This is a genomic window from Corynebacterium sp. HMSC036D02 (assembly GCF_001836165.1).
Lineage (GTDB): Bacteria > Actinomycetota > Actinomycetes > Mycobacteriales > Mycobacteriaceae > Corynebacterium.
On sequence record NZ_KV827661.1, the window covers coordinates 25,137 to 41,545 of the forward strand.

Genomic DNA, 16,409 nt, shown 5'->3' on the forward strand with positions numbered 1-16,409 from the left:
GTGGCAACGCCGATGCTGGGCGGGCTGCTCAAGGTAGCCGCCTCAGATCCAAAACTTAAAGGCCTCGCCTCCCAAGTGGGGGAAGCCTCATTGCACATTACTGGCATTGACCAGGCGCGCCCGTGGGCCATCGGCACGCTGGCGCACCATGCGCCGGTGCTGGTGGTGACTGCCTCCGGGCGTGAGGCGGAGGATCTCACTGCGGAGCTGACGGCCATGCTGGGGGATAAGGTCGCTTATTTCCCGGCATGGGAGACGCTTCCGCATGAGAGGCTGTCGCCGGCGGCGGATATCGTCGGCAAGCGCGCGCGTGTGCTTGACCTGGTGGGGGCGGGCAAAGCCCAGGTCGTGGTGACCTCTGCCCGCGGGTACTGCCAGCCCATCCTGAGCAAGGTGGAGGGTCGCGCGCCCATCTTCCTGAAGGAAGAAGATGAGCACGAGCTTTCTCATATCCTGTCGGAGCTGGAGTTTCGCGCTTATAAGCACGTGGATATGGTGGCTAAGCGCGGTGAGTATGCCACGCGCGGCGGCATTCTCGATGTTTTCCCCACCACCTCTGATTACCCGGTGCGCGTCGAGTTTTGGGGTGATGAGATTACGGATATCCGTCAGTTTTCTGTGGCGGACCAGCGCGCAATCCCGGAGATCGAGGTCGGCGAGGTCGCTATCTATCCCGCCCGCGAGCTGCCGATCACCAATGAGGTAGCCGCACGCGCCCGCGAGCTGGCGCAGAAGTTTGGGGGCAACGCAGCGCTGGCAGAGCTTCTGACCAAGGTAGGGGAGCACATCCCGGCTGAAGGTATGGAAGCTGTGCTGGCCGTGCTTGCCGCCGAGCCCTTCGTCACCCTCCCCGAACTCCTTGCCCCGGGTACGCACGTGCTGCTTGTGGCGCCGGAGAAGATCCGCACCCGCATTGCGGATCTGGAATCCACCGATGCGGAGTTCTTGGCTGCTGGCTGGGAGGCCGCCGCGATGGGCGCGGATGGTCCGTTGGCGGCCGAGGGCCTGGATACCTCGGCGTCGAGTTATCGCTCCTATGAGTCCTTGGAGGCGACGTGCCGGAATATCGAGGCCCCGCTGTGGACTTTTGCGCCGCCGGGGATGTTTGCGGCGGCTGAATCGGAGACTCTGCCGCTGGACTTTGAGCCCGGACCTACCCCGCGCGGTGATATTCCAGAGATCGATGCCATGATGGCGCAGCTTCTGGCGCACACCACGGCCGGCGGGCGTGCCGCCTTTATTGCCCCTGCACAGGGCGCGATTAAGCGCATGGTGGAGCGCTTCGCGGAAAAGGGGATTCCCACGAAGGTGGCCACACCTGGCTGGGAGCCGAGCCCCGGCGAAGTCACTCTTTACCAGGCCTTGTCCCATGCTGGTCTGGTGTTCCCGAAGGTACGCAAGCTCAAGGACGCTGAAGCGCTGCCGCTGGTCGTCATCACGGAAACTGACCTGACGGGTAACCGTGTGGGCGATACTGCGGGGGCGAAGCGTCGCCCAGCAAAGCGCCGTAACCGCGTGGATCCTCTCGCACTCAAGCAGGGTGACTACGTGGTGCATGAGACTCATGGCATCGGCAAGTTCCTCAAGATGGCCGAGCGCACCGTTCAATCCGGTGACGAGACTTCGCGCCGCGAGTACATCGTGCTGGAGTATGCGGCGTCCAAGCGCGGCCAACCGGCCGACCAGCTGTGGGTGCCCATGGACTCGCTAGATTTGCTGAGCAAGTACACCGGCGGTGAGGCGCCGACGCTGTCCAAGATGGGCGGCTCGGACTGGAAGAACACCAAGAAGAAGGCTCGCGCCGCGGTGCGCGAGATCGCCGGTGAGCTGGTGGAACTCTATGCCAAGCGCCAGGCCGCACCCGGTCACCAGTTTGGCCCCGACACCCCGTGGCAGGCCGAGATGGAGGATAATTTCCCCTTCGTCGAGACCGAGGACCAAATGCTGGCCATCGACGCCGTCAAACAGGATATGGAATCCACGGTGCCGATGGACCGCGTGGTCGTCGGCGATGTGGGCTATGGCAAGACCGAGGTTGCGGTGCGCGCAGCCTTCAAGGCCGTACAGGACGGCAAGCAGGTCGCGGTCCTCGTGCCCACCACTTTGCTGGCCCAGCAGCACACCGATACTTTCCGCGAACGCATGCAGGGATTCCCGGTGGATATCGAGGTGCTTTCGCGCTTTACCTCGACCAAGGAATCCAAGGAGATTCTGGCTGGTTTGGCGGATGGTTCCGTGGACATCGTCATCGGTACCCACCGTTTGTTGCAGACTGGCGTGCAGTGGAAGAACCTGGGCCTCATCGTGGTGGATGAGGAGCAGCGTTTCGGTGTGGAGCACAAGGAGCACATCAAGGCACTGAAGGCCAGCGTGGACGTGCTCACCATGTCCGCGACGCCGATTCCGCGCACCTTGGAGATGTCCATGGCGGGCATCCGCGAGATGTCCACCATCCTGACCCCGCCGGAAGACCGTCACCCGGTCCTGACCTATGTGGGTGCGTATGAGGATAAGCAAGTGGCCGCGGCCATCCGCCGTGAGCTGCTGCGCGACGGCCAGGTCTTCTTCATTCACAACAAAGTCGCTGACATCGAGAAGAAGGCCCGCGAACTGCGGGACCTAGTGCCGGAGGCGCGCATTGTCGTCGCGCACGGCCAGATGAACGAGGACGTGCTTGAGCGCACCGTCCAGGGTTTCTGGGACCGCGAATTCGACGTCCTGGTGTGTACCACCATCGTGGAAACCGGCCTGGATATTGCTAATGCGAATACCCTCATCGTGGAGAACGCCCACCACATGGGCCTGTCCCAGCTGCACCAGCTGCGTGGGCGCGTGGGCCGCTCCCGCGAGCGCGGCTATGCCTACTTCCTGTACCCGAAGGGCGCCACGCTGACGGAAACCTCCTATGACCGCCTGGCCACCATCGCCCAGAACAACGATCTGGGTGCGGGTATGGCCGTGGCCATGAAGGACCTTGAGATGCGCGGTGCTGGCAACGTGCTGGGTGCTGAGCAATCGGGCCACATCGCCGGTGTGGGCTTTGACCTCTACGTGCGTCTTGTCGGTGAGGCAGTGGAGACCTTCAAGGCGCTCGCGCGTGGTGAGACCCCCGTGGTCACGGACGAAGGGCCAAAGGAAATCCGCATCGACCTGCCGGTGGATGCTCATATCCCGGAGTCCTACATCAACTCCGAACGCCTCCGCCTGGAGGTTTACCGCAAGCTCGCAGCTTCCAAGGAGAATGCGGATCTGGCACACGTGGTGGAGGAAATGCAGGACCGCTATGGCCCTGTTCCGGAGCCGGTGGAGCGTCTTCTCGCAGTGGCCCGCCTGCGCCACCAGGCCCGCCGGGCCGGGGTCAGCGATATTACGGTGCAGGGCACGCGCATTAAGGTCCACCCGGTGGAATTGGCGGATTCGAAACAGGTACGCCTCAAGCGCCTCTTCCCGGGCTCGAATTACCGCGCGGCGGCCAAGGCCATCCAGCTCAACTTCCCCAAGGCTGGCCGCAATGTCACTGACCCCAAGCTGCGAGACATTGAACTCCTGCAGTGGATGGCGGATTTCTTGGCGTCGATGTTCGAACTCGAGCGCGTCGACGTCAGCGGTGCTAAGACTAAAAAGAACGTCATTAGCGTAGGAGAAAAATAATGGACGCCTCGAACAACCACATTGGGCCTAGTAGAGCTAATCCCCGAATCATCATGATGGTGGTGTGGATGTTCGCGGCGTTGTTCAGTATCCCCGTCTCCCTGGTTATCAAGTTCAGCGGTGAGAACGGTGGCTGGCTCACCTTCATTTTGGTGATGTTTGGGATCTTCCTGGTTGGCTTTTGGGTGTTTCTCGGGTTGCTCCCGCTGTTCATCCGCAGTGATTACGCAAGCCGCTTGGAGTGGGCATGGGCATCGATGGCCCTAGCGTTCATCGGCTTTATCGTGGGCAACGCCAACCTGCCGGACTTTGGGGACATCGGACCAGCCACCGTGCCGACGTGGTGGTTTGGCAACGAGGAAGCGGCCTCTATTACTGGTGGCATCTTCCTCGTCGTCAGCGCCATTGGTCATGTGCTGTGGCTAGTGAGCTGCATCGCGTATGCGGTGTTATCGCACCGCTCGGCGCCCGAGGCCTTCTAGAGCACCAACCGGCCGGTGCCCAAGCCCCACACCGCGGCCACCGCGCCGATAATCACCAGAGCAACCACGAACCACTCAAAAGTGTTGAACACGCGTTCCTTCTTGTACAGGCGGGTGGCCACGTAAGGAATCATGCTGGGGACCACGGCCAGTGCGCCAAGCAGCACGTAGACTGGGTCGGCGGCGTAAATGAGCCAGAGGGAATAAATGAAGGCGACGAGCCCGATGAAGAGATGGCGCCGGTTCTCGCGACGGCTCACCTCTGGGCCCGAGATGTCGAAACGCACCCCGGCATGCGGGTGCGTTAGTCCCTTGCCGCGCACGGCCAAAAGAACCAGGTACAGCGAGGAGAAGATGTAGGGCAGCAGGTACATGATGGTGGCCAGCTGCACCATGGCGTTGTAAGAGGTCTCGTTGAGGAAAAAGACGATGACGAAGAGCTGAATCGTCAGCGTGGAAATCAGCTGCGCTACCCACGGCGCGCCGGCGATGTTCACGGTGCCGATCTTGCGGGGGAGAAGACCATCGACGGCCATCATGACGATCGGCTCCGCGCACAGCATCTGCCAGGACACGTAGGCGCCGAGCACGGAAAGGCACAGGCCGAGGGAGATGAGCGCGCCACCCCATTCACCCACGGCGGCGGTGAGCACGGAGGCCATCGAGTTATCCGGCAGTGCTGCAAGCTCTTCCTGTGTGAGTACGCCGAAGCTCAGCGTGGACACGGAGACCAGCAGTGCCAAAACGCTGATGAAGCCGATGACGGTGGCGCGACCGACGTCGGAACGGGTGCGCGCCTGCTTCGAATACACGGATGCGCCCTCCACGCCGATGAAGACCCACACGGTAAAGAGCATGATGCCCTGGACCTGTTCGAAGAGGGACTTGTCGGAAGCCTTGCCCCAGATATCCAGGGTGAACTTATCCCAGCTAAAGCCTACGAAAGCGAGGATGACGATGAAGGCCAGGATGGGCACAATCTTGGCGACGGACGTCACCATGTTCATGATGGCTGCTTGCTTAATACCGCGGGCAAGCACGGCAAAAATACCCCAGGACAGCAACGACACCGCAATGGCGGAAACCCAGCGGTGGTCGGCGTCAAAGAAAGGGACGTAGTGGCCGATGGTGTTGAAAAACAGGGTGGCGTAGCCCACCTGCGCCATCACGGAGCCGAGCCAGTAGCCCCAACCAGAGGTAAAGCCGATGAAATCACCCAAGCCGGCACGGACATAGGAGTACACGCCGGAGTCGAGGTGTGGCTTGCGGTGAGCCAGGATCTGGAAAACGAAGGCGACAGAGAGCATGCCCACGCCAGCAATGAGCCAGCCGATGAGCATGGCGCCGGGGCCGGCCACGGAGGCGATGTTCTGCGGTAGAGAGAAGATTCCGGCGCCCACCGTGGAACCGATGATGAGCGCGACGAGCGTCCACAGCGTCACGGAGTGCGTGCGCGGCGATTCGGTGAGATTGGAAGTGGTCATTGGTTAAAAATACCCCTTTAGGCGGGCTTTTGTGCAACTGCAGCGAAAGTTCATGGAGGCTGGGACCTATACTCGTTGCTTATGACTGTCCTGTTGTTAGATCCGCGCTGGCCCACCCTAATACCCATGGAGGCCGTTGGAAAGCTGCAGGGACCTGTTGTTTTCACTGATGAAGTACCTGTGAACGTTCGCTGGGACTTTGATCAGTTATTGTGCGGTGAGGATCCTGCAGGCCACGGTGTTGTGGTGAGCACAGATCCTTCCCATCCGCAGGTGCGTGCGCTTATCGACGCCCACGCGGAGCTCATCCTTGCCCCCTCCTTGGAGGAGCCGATGTGGCAGGCTCGCGAGGTGATGACGCGTGCTCGGCGCATTGGGGAGTGGGAGCGCGATCAAACCCACGAGACTCTGCTGCCGTATTTGGAGGAAGAGTCCGCGGAGTTTGCCGAGGCTGTGCGGGAGCACGCTTCAGATGCTGAGCTGCTGAAGGAATTGGGCGATGTCTTCCTGCAGATCCTCTTCCACGCCGAAATCGCGGCACGCCGTGGAGCCTTCAACCTTGATGATGTTGCGATGTCTTTCGTCAACAAAATGCGCTCCCGCGCGCCCTACCTTTTTGATGGCTCAGAGGACATCGTGGGGGTAGAGGAGCAGGAGCGCCTGTGGGCCGAAGGTAAGGCCCGAGAAAAGAAGGACTAGCCCTTCTGGATCATGGAGGACAGCAGGGGAGCATAGTCAGCGATCTTGGAGGATAGACCCGTGCCGCCGGTGGCGATGGTGTCTTCCTTGACAATCTTGCACTCGAGGGCGCGGTCAGCGGTCTGGCCGGCGTACTTCACAGCGGCGAAAGCCAGCGGGCCGAGCTCCTTGGAGTTGCCCAGTGCAGTGAGGTTCTTCGAAAGCTGGTTGCGGGTGCTGTCCGGAGTTAGGAGCTCGCCTTCGGTGCTGCGATCGATAAGCGTGAGGGTGCTGCGCAGGGTGTTGCAGTCAGCCGACTGGATGCCCTGGGAAAGGAAGCCGCCCAGTTCAGTGAGGGAAGCGGCAGAGGCGGTGGCGGGTGCGATGGCACCTAGGGCGACGACGGTAGAAGTAGTGGCGAGGATACGACGGATGGGCATGGAACTCCTTAAATAAGGGAAAGCACGTTTCTGGAACGGACGGTGGTAGAACGTGGAGCACCAGCGGGGCCTCGGCTCTCTGTTCAAGGCTGGAGTGTAGCGCAGAATGTTACGCATGGGAACATTGTGACATAACTTCTGCTTCGCACCTTCCTAGGATTGGTCTATGCAGTCGCCTCGTTGCGCCCTCTGTGTCGCTCGACCCCCTTCCTGCAACGGGCTGTAGTATTCACCTTTATGACGCAGGGGCTTAGGAGGATCGGGGGCTGTGGCCTTGGCATTGTCTTGGCTATCATTCTGATCATTTCCCTGGTGGCCTGGAGCCTTTCCTTCCTAGATAGGCCATCCCCGTTCCGGCAGCTTTCCCCCGTCCCAGAGGATCTACCTCCCGTGGGTGGGGCAGAAGTGCCCAATATTGATGTCGAAGGTCCGGGGCGCACGGCGGATAAATTGACGTGGTGGTCCGACCAGCTTGCTGATGCCACCAGCATCCCCGATCAGGCCTTGCGGGCCTATGGCAATGCGGAGTTGATTGCGCGGGAGTCCTGGCCGAACTGTAATTTGCGCTGGAATACCCTTGCGGGGATCGGCTGGGTTGAAAGCCGTCACGGGACCTATAACGGCAATCTCTTTCACCGTTCTTCACTCGATGAGAACGGCTACCCCGACCCACCCATCGTGGGTATACCTCTCGATGGTACGAATAACACCACCATGGTTCCGGATAGTGACGGAGGCGTGATTGACGGCGATACCGAGTTTGATCGCGCCGTCGGGCCGATGCAGTTTATCGCTTCTTCTTGGGAGCATTTAGGTCGGGATGCCAGTGGCGATGGTGTGGCTGATCCCAACCAGATCGACGATGCTGCGCTAGGTGCCGCCGCATTGTTGTGTTTTGGAGATAGGGACCTTTCCACGCCGGAAGGCTGGCGCTCAGCCGTTCTCAACTACAACCAATCAGAGGACTACCTGCGTAAAGTGGCGGCAGCGGCGAACTCCTACGCCATTGAACAGCCTGCGACGTCCTAGTCCCTTCCTAGATCTTTGTCACGTTGTCCGTTTAAGCCCGACACGTTCCGAAGTTTTCTGGAACAATTGGCTGCAGGTGGTTTGGGAGCACCTCCCAGAACACAAACCAAGATCAATTTGGCTCTATAGGAGTGAAAGCAGCATGGCTGACATCATCCACGTAATGGCACGCGAAATTCTTGATTCCCGCGGCAACCCCACCGTTGAGGCTGAAGTCTTCCTCGACGATGGCGCACGCGGTGTCGCCGGCGTTCCGTCTGGCGCTTCCACCGGTGTTCACGAGGCTCACGAGTTGCGCGACGGTGGTGACCGCTACTTGGGCAAGGGCGTTCTTAAGGCCGTTGAGAACGTCAACGAAGAGATCGCTGATGAACTTGCCGGCTTCGAGGCCGATGACCAGCGCCTCATTGACCAGGCCCTGATCAAGCTGGACGGCACTGAGAACAAGTCCCGCCTTGGCGCCAACGCCATCCTGGGCGTTTCCATCGCAGCCGCTAAGGCCGCTGCCGAGTCCGCTGGCCTGCCGCTCTACCGTTACGTCGGTGGCCCGAACGCTCATGTCCTGCCCGTTCCGATGATGAACATTGTTAACGGTGGTGCCCACGCTGACTCTGGCGTTGACGTTCAAGAGTTCATGATTGCGCCGATCGGTGCGGAGTCCTTCTCCGAGGCGCTGCGTATCGGCGCAGAGGTCTACCACGCACTGAAGTCCGTTATTAAGTCCAAGGGCCTGTCCACCGGCCTCGGTGACGAGGGCGGCTTCGCTCCGGAGGCTGAGTCCACCAAGGCTGCTCTGGATCTCATCATTGAGGCCATCAAGAAGGCAGGCTTCGAGCCGGGCAAGGACGTCGCTCTGGCGCTCGACGTTGCTTCCTCCGAGTTCTTCAAGGACGGCAAGTACCACTTCGAGGGCGGCGAGCACACTGCTGAGGAGATGGCCAAGGTCTACGAGGAGCTCGTTGCTAAGTACCCGATCGTGTCCATTGAGGACCCGCTGCAGGAGGATGATTGGGAGGGCTACACCAAGCTCACCGCGGCTATCGGTGACAAGGTTCAGATCGTCGGCGATGACTTCTTCGTCACCAACCCGGCCCGCCTCCAGGAGGGCATCGACAAGAAGGCTGCCAACGCTCTGCTGGTCAAGGTCAACCAGATTGGTACCCTGACCGAGACCTTTGACGCCGTCGAGCTGGCTCACCGCAACGGTTACCGCACCATGATGTCCCACCGCTCCGGTGAGACCGAGGACACCACCATTGCTGACCTCGCAGTCGCCCTGAATTGTGGCCAGATCAAGACCGGTGCTCCGGCCCGCTCTGAGCGCGTGGCCAAGTACAATCAGCTGCTGCGTATTGAGCAGGAGCTGGGCGATGCCGCTGTTTACGCCGGCCGCTCCGCATTCCCGCGCTTCCAGGGTTAAGTTCGCCCGCTAGCTTCTAGTGGCAGTCTTCTCGGACTGCTCGCTGAGCTAGTGTTAATCCAGAAGGTGTCACAGGAAGCTGTGGCACCTTTTGCGTTGGGAGGGCAGCCGTAGAGGTCAACCTGACGCAGCGCACGTGCCGGAACGGACTCTGAACTTCTGTGACAGGTGTTATTTCTGAGACACGACGCGCGCCGCACGGCACTGGGGCCGGTCCGGGATACAATGGCTTCCCGATGGCACGCACTATTTCTCCCCGCACGAAGCGCCGGAACACCGTTCCGGTACACACGCGTGCCCGCGACGCGCAGCGCACCAAGCGGAAGAAGACCCCGGTCCAGCCTAAGGGCCTGGACATTCTGGGCGTCGGCGTGATTATTGCCGTTGTTCTCGTAGTTTTGCTATCCATTGCTGTTCCGCTGCGCAACTATTACCACGGCCAATCAGAAATTGCTCGCCTAGAAAGCTCTATTGCTGCCAAGCAGGCCCACAAGGATGATCTCCTCACCGAGATTGATAAATACAACTCGGAGGAGTACGTCAAGCAAGAGGCACGTCGCCGCTTCGGTGTCATGGATGAAGGCGAGATGGCCTTTCGCATCATGGATCCGCGCATGGACTCTGGTGACACGGTGACCTCAGAGCGTCGTGAAGAAGCCGATGACCGCGAGTGGTACACGGTTTTGTGGGATTCGGTATCGGAAGAAGCCGAAAACCTACCGGAAACACCTGCTGAATAGGACTCATCCATATCTCCATGTCACAATGGTTCCTATGACCGTGACCGATGCTGACCTTGAAGTCGTCCGCGAACAGTTGGGCCGCAACCCGCGCGGCGTCGTGGACATTGCTTACCGCACTCCGGACGGAGCCCCGGCGGTGATTAAGACCGCGCCTAAGCTTCCCGACGGCACCCCGTTTCCCACTCTTTATTACCTCACCGACCCGCGCTTGACCGCCGAAGCATCGCGCCTTGAGGTTGCCCATGTCATGAAATGGATGGAGCAGCGCCTGGCAGAGGATGAGGACCTGCAGAAGGATTACCAAGCCGCGCATGAACACTACCTGGCAACCCGCAACGCCATGGAAGACCTAGGTACTGACTTTTCCGGTGGTGGCATGCCTGAGCGCGTGAAGTGCCTTCACGTTCTTATCGCTTATGCTCTGGCGGAGGGGCCAGGCCGCGTACGGTTCGGCACCGAAGCCGTAGCGATGGCCGCAGAACACGGTAAACTTCGAGGAAGCGCCATCCCAGAGGATTGGCCCACCGTGGGGGACTTGGGCATTGATATGGCCCAGTTCGATTTTTCTAACGCCGGTTAAGAGAAAGGCTAGCCTTATGACTCGCGTCGCTGCTGTCGACTGCGGAACCAACTCCATCCGCCTGCTTATTAGTGAGATTCAGGAAGATGGAAAGATCCGCGATATCTCCCGCACCATGGAGATTGTTCGTCTCGGACAGGGCGTCGACGCCGCCGGCGAGTTTGAACCAGAGGCCCTTGCGCGGACCCGCGCGGCGCTCGAAAACTATGTCAAGCAGATGAAGTTTGAGAAGGTCGAGCGCGTGCGCATGGTGGCCACCTCAGCCACCCGCGATGCAAAGAATCACCGCGAGTTCTTTGACATGACTGAGGAACTGCTCGGTCAAGTCCAGCCTGGTGCTCGCGCGGAGGTTATCTCCGGCGAAGAGGAAGCACTGCTGTCCTTTACTGGCGCGGTGGGGGACCTGCATTCTGAGGAAGGCCCGTACTGCGTTATCGATTTGGGCGGTGGTTCGACGGAGTTTGTCGTTGGCACCATCGATGGTGAGATTCTCGGCTCCCACTCGGCACAAATGGGCTGTGTGCGCCTTACTGAGCGCATCATGCGCAATGACCCGCCCACCGAAGCGGAAATTGAGATCGCTACGGATTACGTGGCTGAGCGCATGGCTGAAGTTGAGAAGATCGTTCCTATCGATAAAGCCCTGACCTTCGTTGGCTGCGCCGGTACGTTTACGACTCTGTCGGCACTGGCCCAAGGGATGGAACGCTACGATGCCGATTCCATTCATGGCTCCGAGCTGCGTTTCGACGCTCTACGGGTGCTCACCCGACAGATGATCGGTCTGCCTTCGGATGTTCGCGCTCTCAATCCCGTTATCCACCCGGGACGCGCGGATGTCATCGGCGGTGGATGCGTGGCAGTCGAGGGCATCATGACGATGATTGAACGCAATAGTGAGGCGCGTTCCTTCTTCATCAGTGAGAAGGACATCCTCGATGGCATCATTACTGGCCTTGCAGCAAAACTAGCGGGCTAAGGCCTGGAGGTTGCGCAGAAGCCGACCCTATTTTCAGCTCATGACTATCCGTGCCCTAAGATAAGTGGGCACGGTTTGGCCCCCATAGCCCAATCGGCAGAGGCAGTCGACTTAAAATCGATTCAGTGTGGGTTCGAGTCCCACTGGGGGCACCACTGGGGTGCCATGACCAGCGGAAACGCTGGTTTAATCAACCAGTCGTTGCGGGTGAGGGGCACTGCTTGACGACGAGTCCCTATTAAACGGGGATAATTTTGCGAATTTTGAGATTTTTGGGAACTTCCTAGCAATGGGGAGCGTTGATCCTAGTGAAGTGAAAGACAAGGCGGCCCCGAGTGGCCGCATTTTAGAGAACGACTGTGAAAGGAATCGGGATTCGCGTGCGTTCTAGCAACCCCGTCATGAGTTCCCTCTCGTCCAGCCAAAGCCAGACCCAGGTCAACCCCTACGGTCAGAGCGACAATCCGTTCAACCAGGGAAGCCGTAGCGCCGATCGTCCGCTGACGGTTGATGATGTCGTGACCAAGACTGGTATTACTCTTGGCGTCATTATTGTTATGGCTGTGCTCAACTTTGCCATCGGCGAGTTGGTTAACCCGGGCATTGCGATGATCCTGACCCTGGTTGGTGCGCTAGGCGGTTTTATTACTGTCCTCGTCTCAACGTTTGGAAAGAAGTTTGGCTCTGCTGCGGTGACGTTGATCTACGCCGTGTTTGAGGGCCTTTTCGTGGGCGGATTCTCGCTCATGTTCGCCGGCGTTTCCTTCGGTAACTCCGATGGCATGGCGCTCATTGGGCAGGCCATCATGGGCACTGTAGGTGTGTTTATCGGCATGCTGATGGTCTACAAGACCGGTGCGGTCAAGGTCACCCCGAAGTTCAACAAGATCATGTTTGGCCTTATTGCTGGTGTGGCAGTGTTGGCGCTGGGTAACATGCTGGGTGCTATTTTCTTCGGTTTCAATCCGCTGCGTGACGGCGGCATGCTCGCCATCATCTTCTCCCTTGTCTGCATCGTCTTGGCCTCGCTGTCCTTCATGACGGACTTCGACCAAGCTGATCGACTTATCCGTCAGGGCGCTCCGGCTCAGTACGCCTGGGGTATCGCTCTTGGTCTGGCTGTGACCTTGGTCTGGCTCTACACCGAGATTCTTCGTCTGCTGAGCTACTTCAGGGACTAATTGGTCTCATAGCGCTGTTGCGAACCGGCGGCCGACATCACAAACTTTGGTGATGTCGGCCGTCGGTTTCTTTTGTGAGCGGAGAACCTCCTATTGGACACAGCGCAGGCTATAGGCGGAGCGTACTTCTGTCACCTCAGGGCTAAACCGTCGGAGCTAGCCAGTAGTTAGCACGAATGTTCCTGGAGTCCCACGCGTGATTGTGTATCAATTCCGGTCGGTGAGATAGTCATCTTCCCCGCACGACGTGGATGAGCACACACTTAGTTATGCTTGTGAAGCCAAAGGTTCTCTTGATGGTTATGGGCAAAATGTTCGATTTATGGAAGGTTGAAAGCCGGAAGTCGGGGGGACGAGTGGGTCACTGCTAGTCCTTCGGTATTGATGTGACTGCTGCTAAGCCGCAGTAATGCGTTGCTATGCCGTTGTCATTCTCTTGCAGGTCGGCTGAACTAGCTGGGCTTTTAAGTGGAGCTTGAGGTGTTGTCGAGTGGGATCATGTGAGGTGGTTGGCTTTCTGCTTTTCTACTGGAAAACGACACCCGGAAGTTAACAGTGTTGTAATTAGGGGACCCCCATTTGGTTATAATCGGCAGCTCGGTCACATGTAGCTCCCTGCCGGCATCCAAGTTTCTTGCAGGCTACGACCAGCGATTATTTATAAAAGTGCTATTAATGGCGTCTAATAATTGACCTGTCTGGAAATATTGCGTGAAGCTTATTTGGGTCTGACGCGACATCTTGATAGTTCTCGTGCATTCTGGTCGCAGAAGCCGCTCGAAGCTATCAGCTTCAGTGAGGGGCTTCTGACAGTCAGGAAAGTTGGTTGAAGGGAAACCATGAAGCGAATCGGGGGCCTAGTGCTGGTGGCGGTTTGTATCGGGGTGCTGTCAAACTGCGCATCTCCGCTAGGTCTAGGTGCTCGCGACCATGGTGATAATCCGGGGGACTTTCACAATTTTCCTGGCGATAGCACCGGCGGTGGCTCAGGGGACTCGGGGGTCGCTGATGCCACCGCCACGAGGTCGCGAGAGGCTCAGGCTTCACGCGACGAGCCTCGTGCGGGAGGTGGGGTTCTGCCGCCATTTGGTGAATTTGATCGTACGGCGCCTGGATTTCAAGTGTTTGATCCATGTACTGAGATACCCGATGAATCTCTATCTGACCTGAGGCTGCAAATGACTTCGGAACCGGAAAGAGAGACAGGGTACAGAAGTTGTTTCTTCTCCAAAGACCTAGGCAACGGCAGAGAAGCTGCCATAGCTCTTGGGGCTCAGCATGAGGAAATGGAGAGCATTCGCGCACTATATCCCACGCCTTTTTTGCCGATGGATAAAGCGGGGGAAGAAATCTACACCGTAGAGGACACATTCATGAAGGGCACTACTTGCACTTCTTATGTTGAAACCACTCGTGGTGTCGTTTCGGTTGCATGGACGGAACTGACATCAGGGGTTTCTATGGCGGAAAAATGTGAACAGTCAAGAAAACTACTATTGGAACTGGTTTGAATAAAGGGGCTCGGGAAATGATCATCAATCAGAACGCATTGGCATTAGAAGTATCTCGCATATCGGAACTGGGAAAGAGACTTCGGCATGCTTCAAGTGGCGTGCATAGTCCTCTAGATGGAGGCTTCTCCACGGTTACCGGCCTAAGTGAAGTTGGTGCAATTCACCAGCGCGTGCTGGCTACGGATCCGGGGTCGGCGCGTAATTCTTTGGAGGGGTTTAGGGGACAGGTATCTTGGCTCGGGGAGGCACTTCAAACTGAATTAGCAAGCTTCGAATCGCAAGACGAACTCACCAGCCGGGGGCTGGATGTCGCTGATGCTGGCGGGGGAGGCGGGGCGTCGTCGATGCCGATAGTGTCACAACCAGACCCGGGCTACAGTCCGTTTGGGTTTACTGTTCCAATCGTGGATCCCGGCGCATCCATTATGGGCCTGGCATCGAATTTGTTCAGCACTCGCTTCTGGGACGTTTCGGAAGCCAACGCACGGTGGGGAGCACTGAGTGGGGAAGTCGCCGATATCGTCGCTGGACTTGAGCACTCAGCCGCATCCTTGGAATCGGAGAATGACAGCGAAGCTACTACTCGTGCGGCCCACAAGATTCGTGAGGTCGCGCAGGCAGGAACACACTTCATCGCTAATGCAAATGTTATGCAGCAGAAGCTATTTGGCTTCCAAGCGCAGCTAGTGAACGTTCAACCCGAAGCCATTGCCCTGGCATTCGAGGTGGCCGCGATTCCAGATCCTGTTGCACGCGCAGCCGCTGAAAAAGCAGCATTGACCTATATGCAGGGTGTTCTGCAGCAGCAAGTGATTTCGGCTATGCCGTATCAGCATGCACTCATGGATGCGGCACCACCCAGTGGCGGTGGGGATACAAGCACTCATTTTGGGGCCGTCGCGGGCGACGGAAACCGGTACAACACAGATGGGGTTGCCTGGCCCCAAAAGATTGCTGAAGCAATACAGAGTGGCGCTGTGGGGCCTGGGTCTTTTGACGTCGCAAACGGCCAGATCCAAGGGCTTGGTGGCGTCGGGATGGGCGCTGAGGACATCGCGAAGTTTCATGGAGAATTGCAGAACCGTGGGCGCGATATTCTTAGCGACCTTGGCTTTGGTGAGGCGCTGGCGCCCATCGATGCAGCCGGGGTAAACACGTCGGCCGCTAGTGCGGGAGTCGGGGCTCTTAACCCGGTTCACGGCACGATGACAGGAGCCACGACTGCCCCGGGCGGTGCGCCCTATGCGGCAGGTGGTCTCAACGGATTGGGATCAGTCGGTCTCGCTGATGGACGTGGCAACCAGCTTCCCGGAGGAATTGCGGGACTCAATGGTCGTTTGCCGGAGGCATCAGCGAATCCAACCACATCTGCAGCGGGCTTGGGCGGCTTGAATTCTTCCTTCGGCGGGCCGCAGACCGGAACGCATCCGGTACTCGGTGGCCTTCCAGGGGCCGTAACAGGGGCTGGTCAGCAGAGGGAGGGGCGGGCGTCGCTAAGCGGCAGTGGCCTCCTAGGCGGTAGTGCAGGCAGTGGTGCGGTTGGTGTGGGTGGCATGGGCGGCGTGGCCGGTCCTGGTGGCGCTGGTGCCGGTGGCAGCGCCGGTGGTGTCGTGGGCGCTGCCGGCGGAGCGCACGGCGCGAAGTCGGGTGTTAGCAATGCCCGTGGTGCAGGGATGCGCATGATGCCCCTGATGGGCGGAATGGCACGCGGGAGCGATGGTGAGCGTCGGATCAAATCCGTCACGACGCAGGTGGAGCGCGACCCCAACCGCCGTGACCTGCTCGGCGAAGCGCCTGCGGTGCTGCCGGGAGTCATTGGGGATTGGGCCCGCGAAGAAAACTAGGGGTATGTGGTTGAGGGTGATTGCCCTCAAAACGCTGAAAGCGGCACCCGAATATTCGGGTTGCCGCTTTCGCTTCAAGTTTCCGCAGAGCCTACTGCTGAACCGGGGCAGTGGTGTATCCGGCCGGAGCAACCTCGGTGCCAGCAACTCCAGTCTCAGCAACCTCGGTCTCAGCCGCTGCTTCGGAGGATGCGGCGGCACCAGAGCCGGGGGCCTCACCAGTGAAGGTGGCGCCGGTGTCTACCTTCTCAGTGGAATCCTGTTGGTTCGGAGGGTGGCAGGCAGCGAGGGTGAGGCCAGCGGAGAAAACCAAACCAGCGGCGGCGAAACGAGTGAACTTCTTCATGGGGATAAAACTCTTTCTCAGAAAAACGGTGACCTAAG

At 59.0% G+C, this 16,409-nt stretch carries 14 protein-coding genes and 1 tRNA gene; 12 read left to right on the forward strand and 3 right to left on the reverse strand.

Annotated features, from left to right (window positions below; translation table 11 throughout):
* Positions 1-12: 12 nt before the first annotated feature.
* A complete protein-coding gene (gene mfd / locus HMPREF2743_RS02895) occupies positions 13-3,651 on the forward strand; it encodes a transcription-repair coupling factor (RefSeq protein ID WP_070818152.1) in 3,639 nt (1,212 codons plus the stop codon).
* Positions 3,651-4,133 carry a hypothetical protein gene (locus tag HMPREF2743_RS02900; protein ID WP_070529180.1) on the forward strand — a complete coding sequence of 161 codons (483 nt, stop codon included), beginning with the start codon at positions 3,651-3,653 and terminating at the stop codon, positions 4,131-4,133. Before mfd ends, HMPREF2743_RS02900 begins: the two co-directional genes overlap by 1 nt.
* Here HMPREF2743_RS02900 and HMPREF2743_RS02905 read toward each other — a convergent pair.
* Positions 4,130-5,617, reverse strand: coding sequence for an amino acid permease (locus HMPREF2743_RS02905; protein ID WP_070745712.1), 1,488 nt, complete (start codon positions 5,615-5,617; stop codon positions 4,130-4,132). The two genes, HMPREF2743_RS02900 and HMPREF2743_RS02905, sit on opposite strands and share 4 nt — an antisense overlap.
* Positions 5,618-5,698: 81 nt before the next feature.
* Here HMPREF2743_RS02905 and HMPREF2743_RS02910 point away from each other — a divergent pair, with 81 nt between their 5' ends.
* On the forward strand, positions 5,699-6,316 hold the full coding sequence (locus HMPREF2743_RS02910) for a MazG nucleotide pyrophosphohydrolase domain-containing protein (RefSeq protein WP_070745709.1): 618 nt from the start codon (positions 5,699-5,701) through the stop codon (positions 6,314-6,316).
* Here the strand turns inward: HMPREF2743_RS02910 and HMPREF2743_RS02915 are convergent.
* The gene (locus HMPREF2743_RS02915; RefSeq protein ID WP_070745707.1) at positions 6,313-6,735 is read right to left on the reverse strand and encodes a hypothetical protein; all 423 of its coding nucleotides are present in this window, start codon (positions 6,733-6,735) and stop codon (positions 6,313-6,315) included. The two genes, HMPREF2743_RS02910 and HMPREF2743_RS02915, sit on opposite strands and share 4 nt — an antisense overlap.
* A gap of 237 nt (positions 6,736-6,972) precedes the next feature.
* On the opposite strand from HMPREF2743_RS02915, the gene HMPREF2743_RS02920 reads away from it, so the two are divergent.
* From HMPREF2743_RS02920 to HMPREF2743_RS02960, 9 genes are all read left to right on the forward strand, one after another.
* Complete coding sequence (locus HMPREF2743_RS02920) at positions 6,973-7,764, forward strand: lysozyme family protein (protein WP_070745705.1); 792 nt, start codon at positions 6,973-6,975, stop codon at positions 7,762-7,764.
* A gap of 142 nt (positions 7,765-7,906) precedes the next feature.
* Positions 7,907-9,184: a phosphopyruvate hydratase gene (gene eno / locus HMPREF2743_RS02925; protein WP_070529165.1), complete on the forward strand. Its 1,278-nt coding sequence runs from the start codon at positions 7,907-7,909 to the stop codon at positions 9,182-9,184.
* A gap of 236 nt (positions 9,185-9,420) precedes the next feature.
* On the forward strand, positions 9,421-9,924 hold the full coding sequence (locus HMPREF2743_RS02930) for a septum formation initiator family protein (RefSeq protein WP_070529164.1): 504 nt from the start codon (positions 9,421-9,423) through the stop codon (positions 9,922-9,924).
* 34 nt (positions 9,925-9,958) lie between these two features.
* Complete coding sequence (locus HMPREF2743_RS02935) at positions 9,959-10,507, forward strand: DUF501 domain-containing protein (RefSeq protein WP_070818141.1); 549 nt, start codon at positions 9,959-9,961, stop codon at positions 10,505-10,507.
* Positions 10,508-10,523: 16 nt separating this feature from the next.
* Positions 10,524-11,486 (forward strand): Ppx/GppA phosphatase family protein, encoded by a 963-nt coding sequence (locus HMPREF2743_RS02940; protein ID WP_070818142.1) that lies wholly within the window; start codon positions 10,524-10,526, stop codon positions 11,484-11,486.
* Between the two features lie 78 nt (positions 11,487-11,564).
* A tRNA-Leu gene (locus HMPREF2743_RS02945) sits at positions 11,565-11,641 on the forward strand.
* Positions 11,642-11,866: 225 nt separating this feature from the next.
* Positions 11,867-12,667 (forward strand): Bax inhibitor-1/YccA family protein, encoded by an 801-nt coding sequence (locus HMPREF2743_RS02950; RefSeq protein WP_070529157.1) that lies wholly within the window; start codon positions 11,867-11,869, stop codon positions 12,665-12,667.
* Positions 12,668-13,506: 839 nt separating this feature from the next.
* Positions 13,507-14,178 carry a DUF3558 family protein gene (locus HMPREF2743_RS12335; protein ID WP_083316545.1) on the forward strand — a complete coding sequence of 224 codons (672 nt, stop codon included), beginning with the start codon at positions 13,507-13,509 and terminating at the stop codon, positions 14,176-14,178.
* 407 nt (positions 14,179-14,585) lie between these two features.
* Complete coding sequence (locus HMPREF2743_RS02960; protein WP_246818777.1) at positions 14,586-16,025, forward strand: hypothetical protein; 1,440 nt, start codon at positions 14,586-14,588, stop codon at positions 16,023-16,025.
* 91 nt (positions 16,026-16,116) lie between these two features.
* On the opposite strand, the gene HMPREF2743_RS02965 is transcribed toward HMPREF2743_RS02960, so the two are convergent.
* Positions 16,117-16,371 carry a hypothetical protein gene (locus tag HMPREF2743_RS02965; protein ID WP_070529145.1) on the reverse strand — a complete coding sequence of 85 codons (255 nt, stop codon included), beginning with the start codon at positions 16,369-16,371 and terminating at the stop codon, positions 16,117-16,119.
* Positions 16,372-16,409 lie beyond the last annotated feature (38 nt).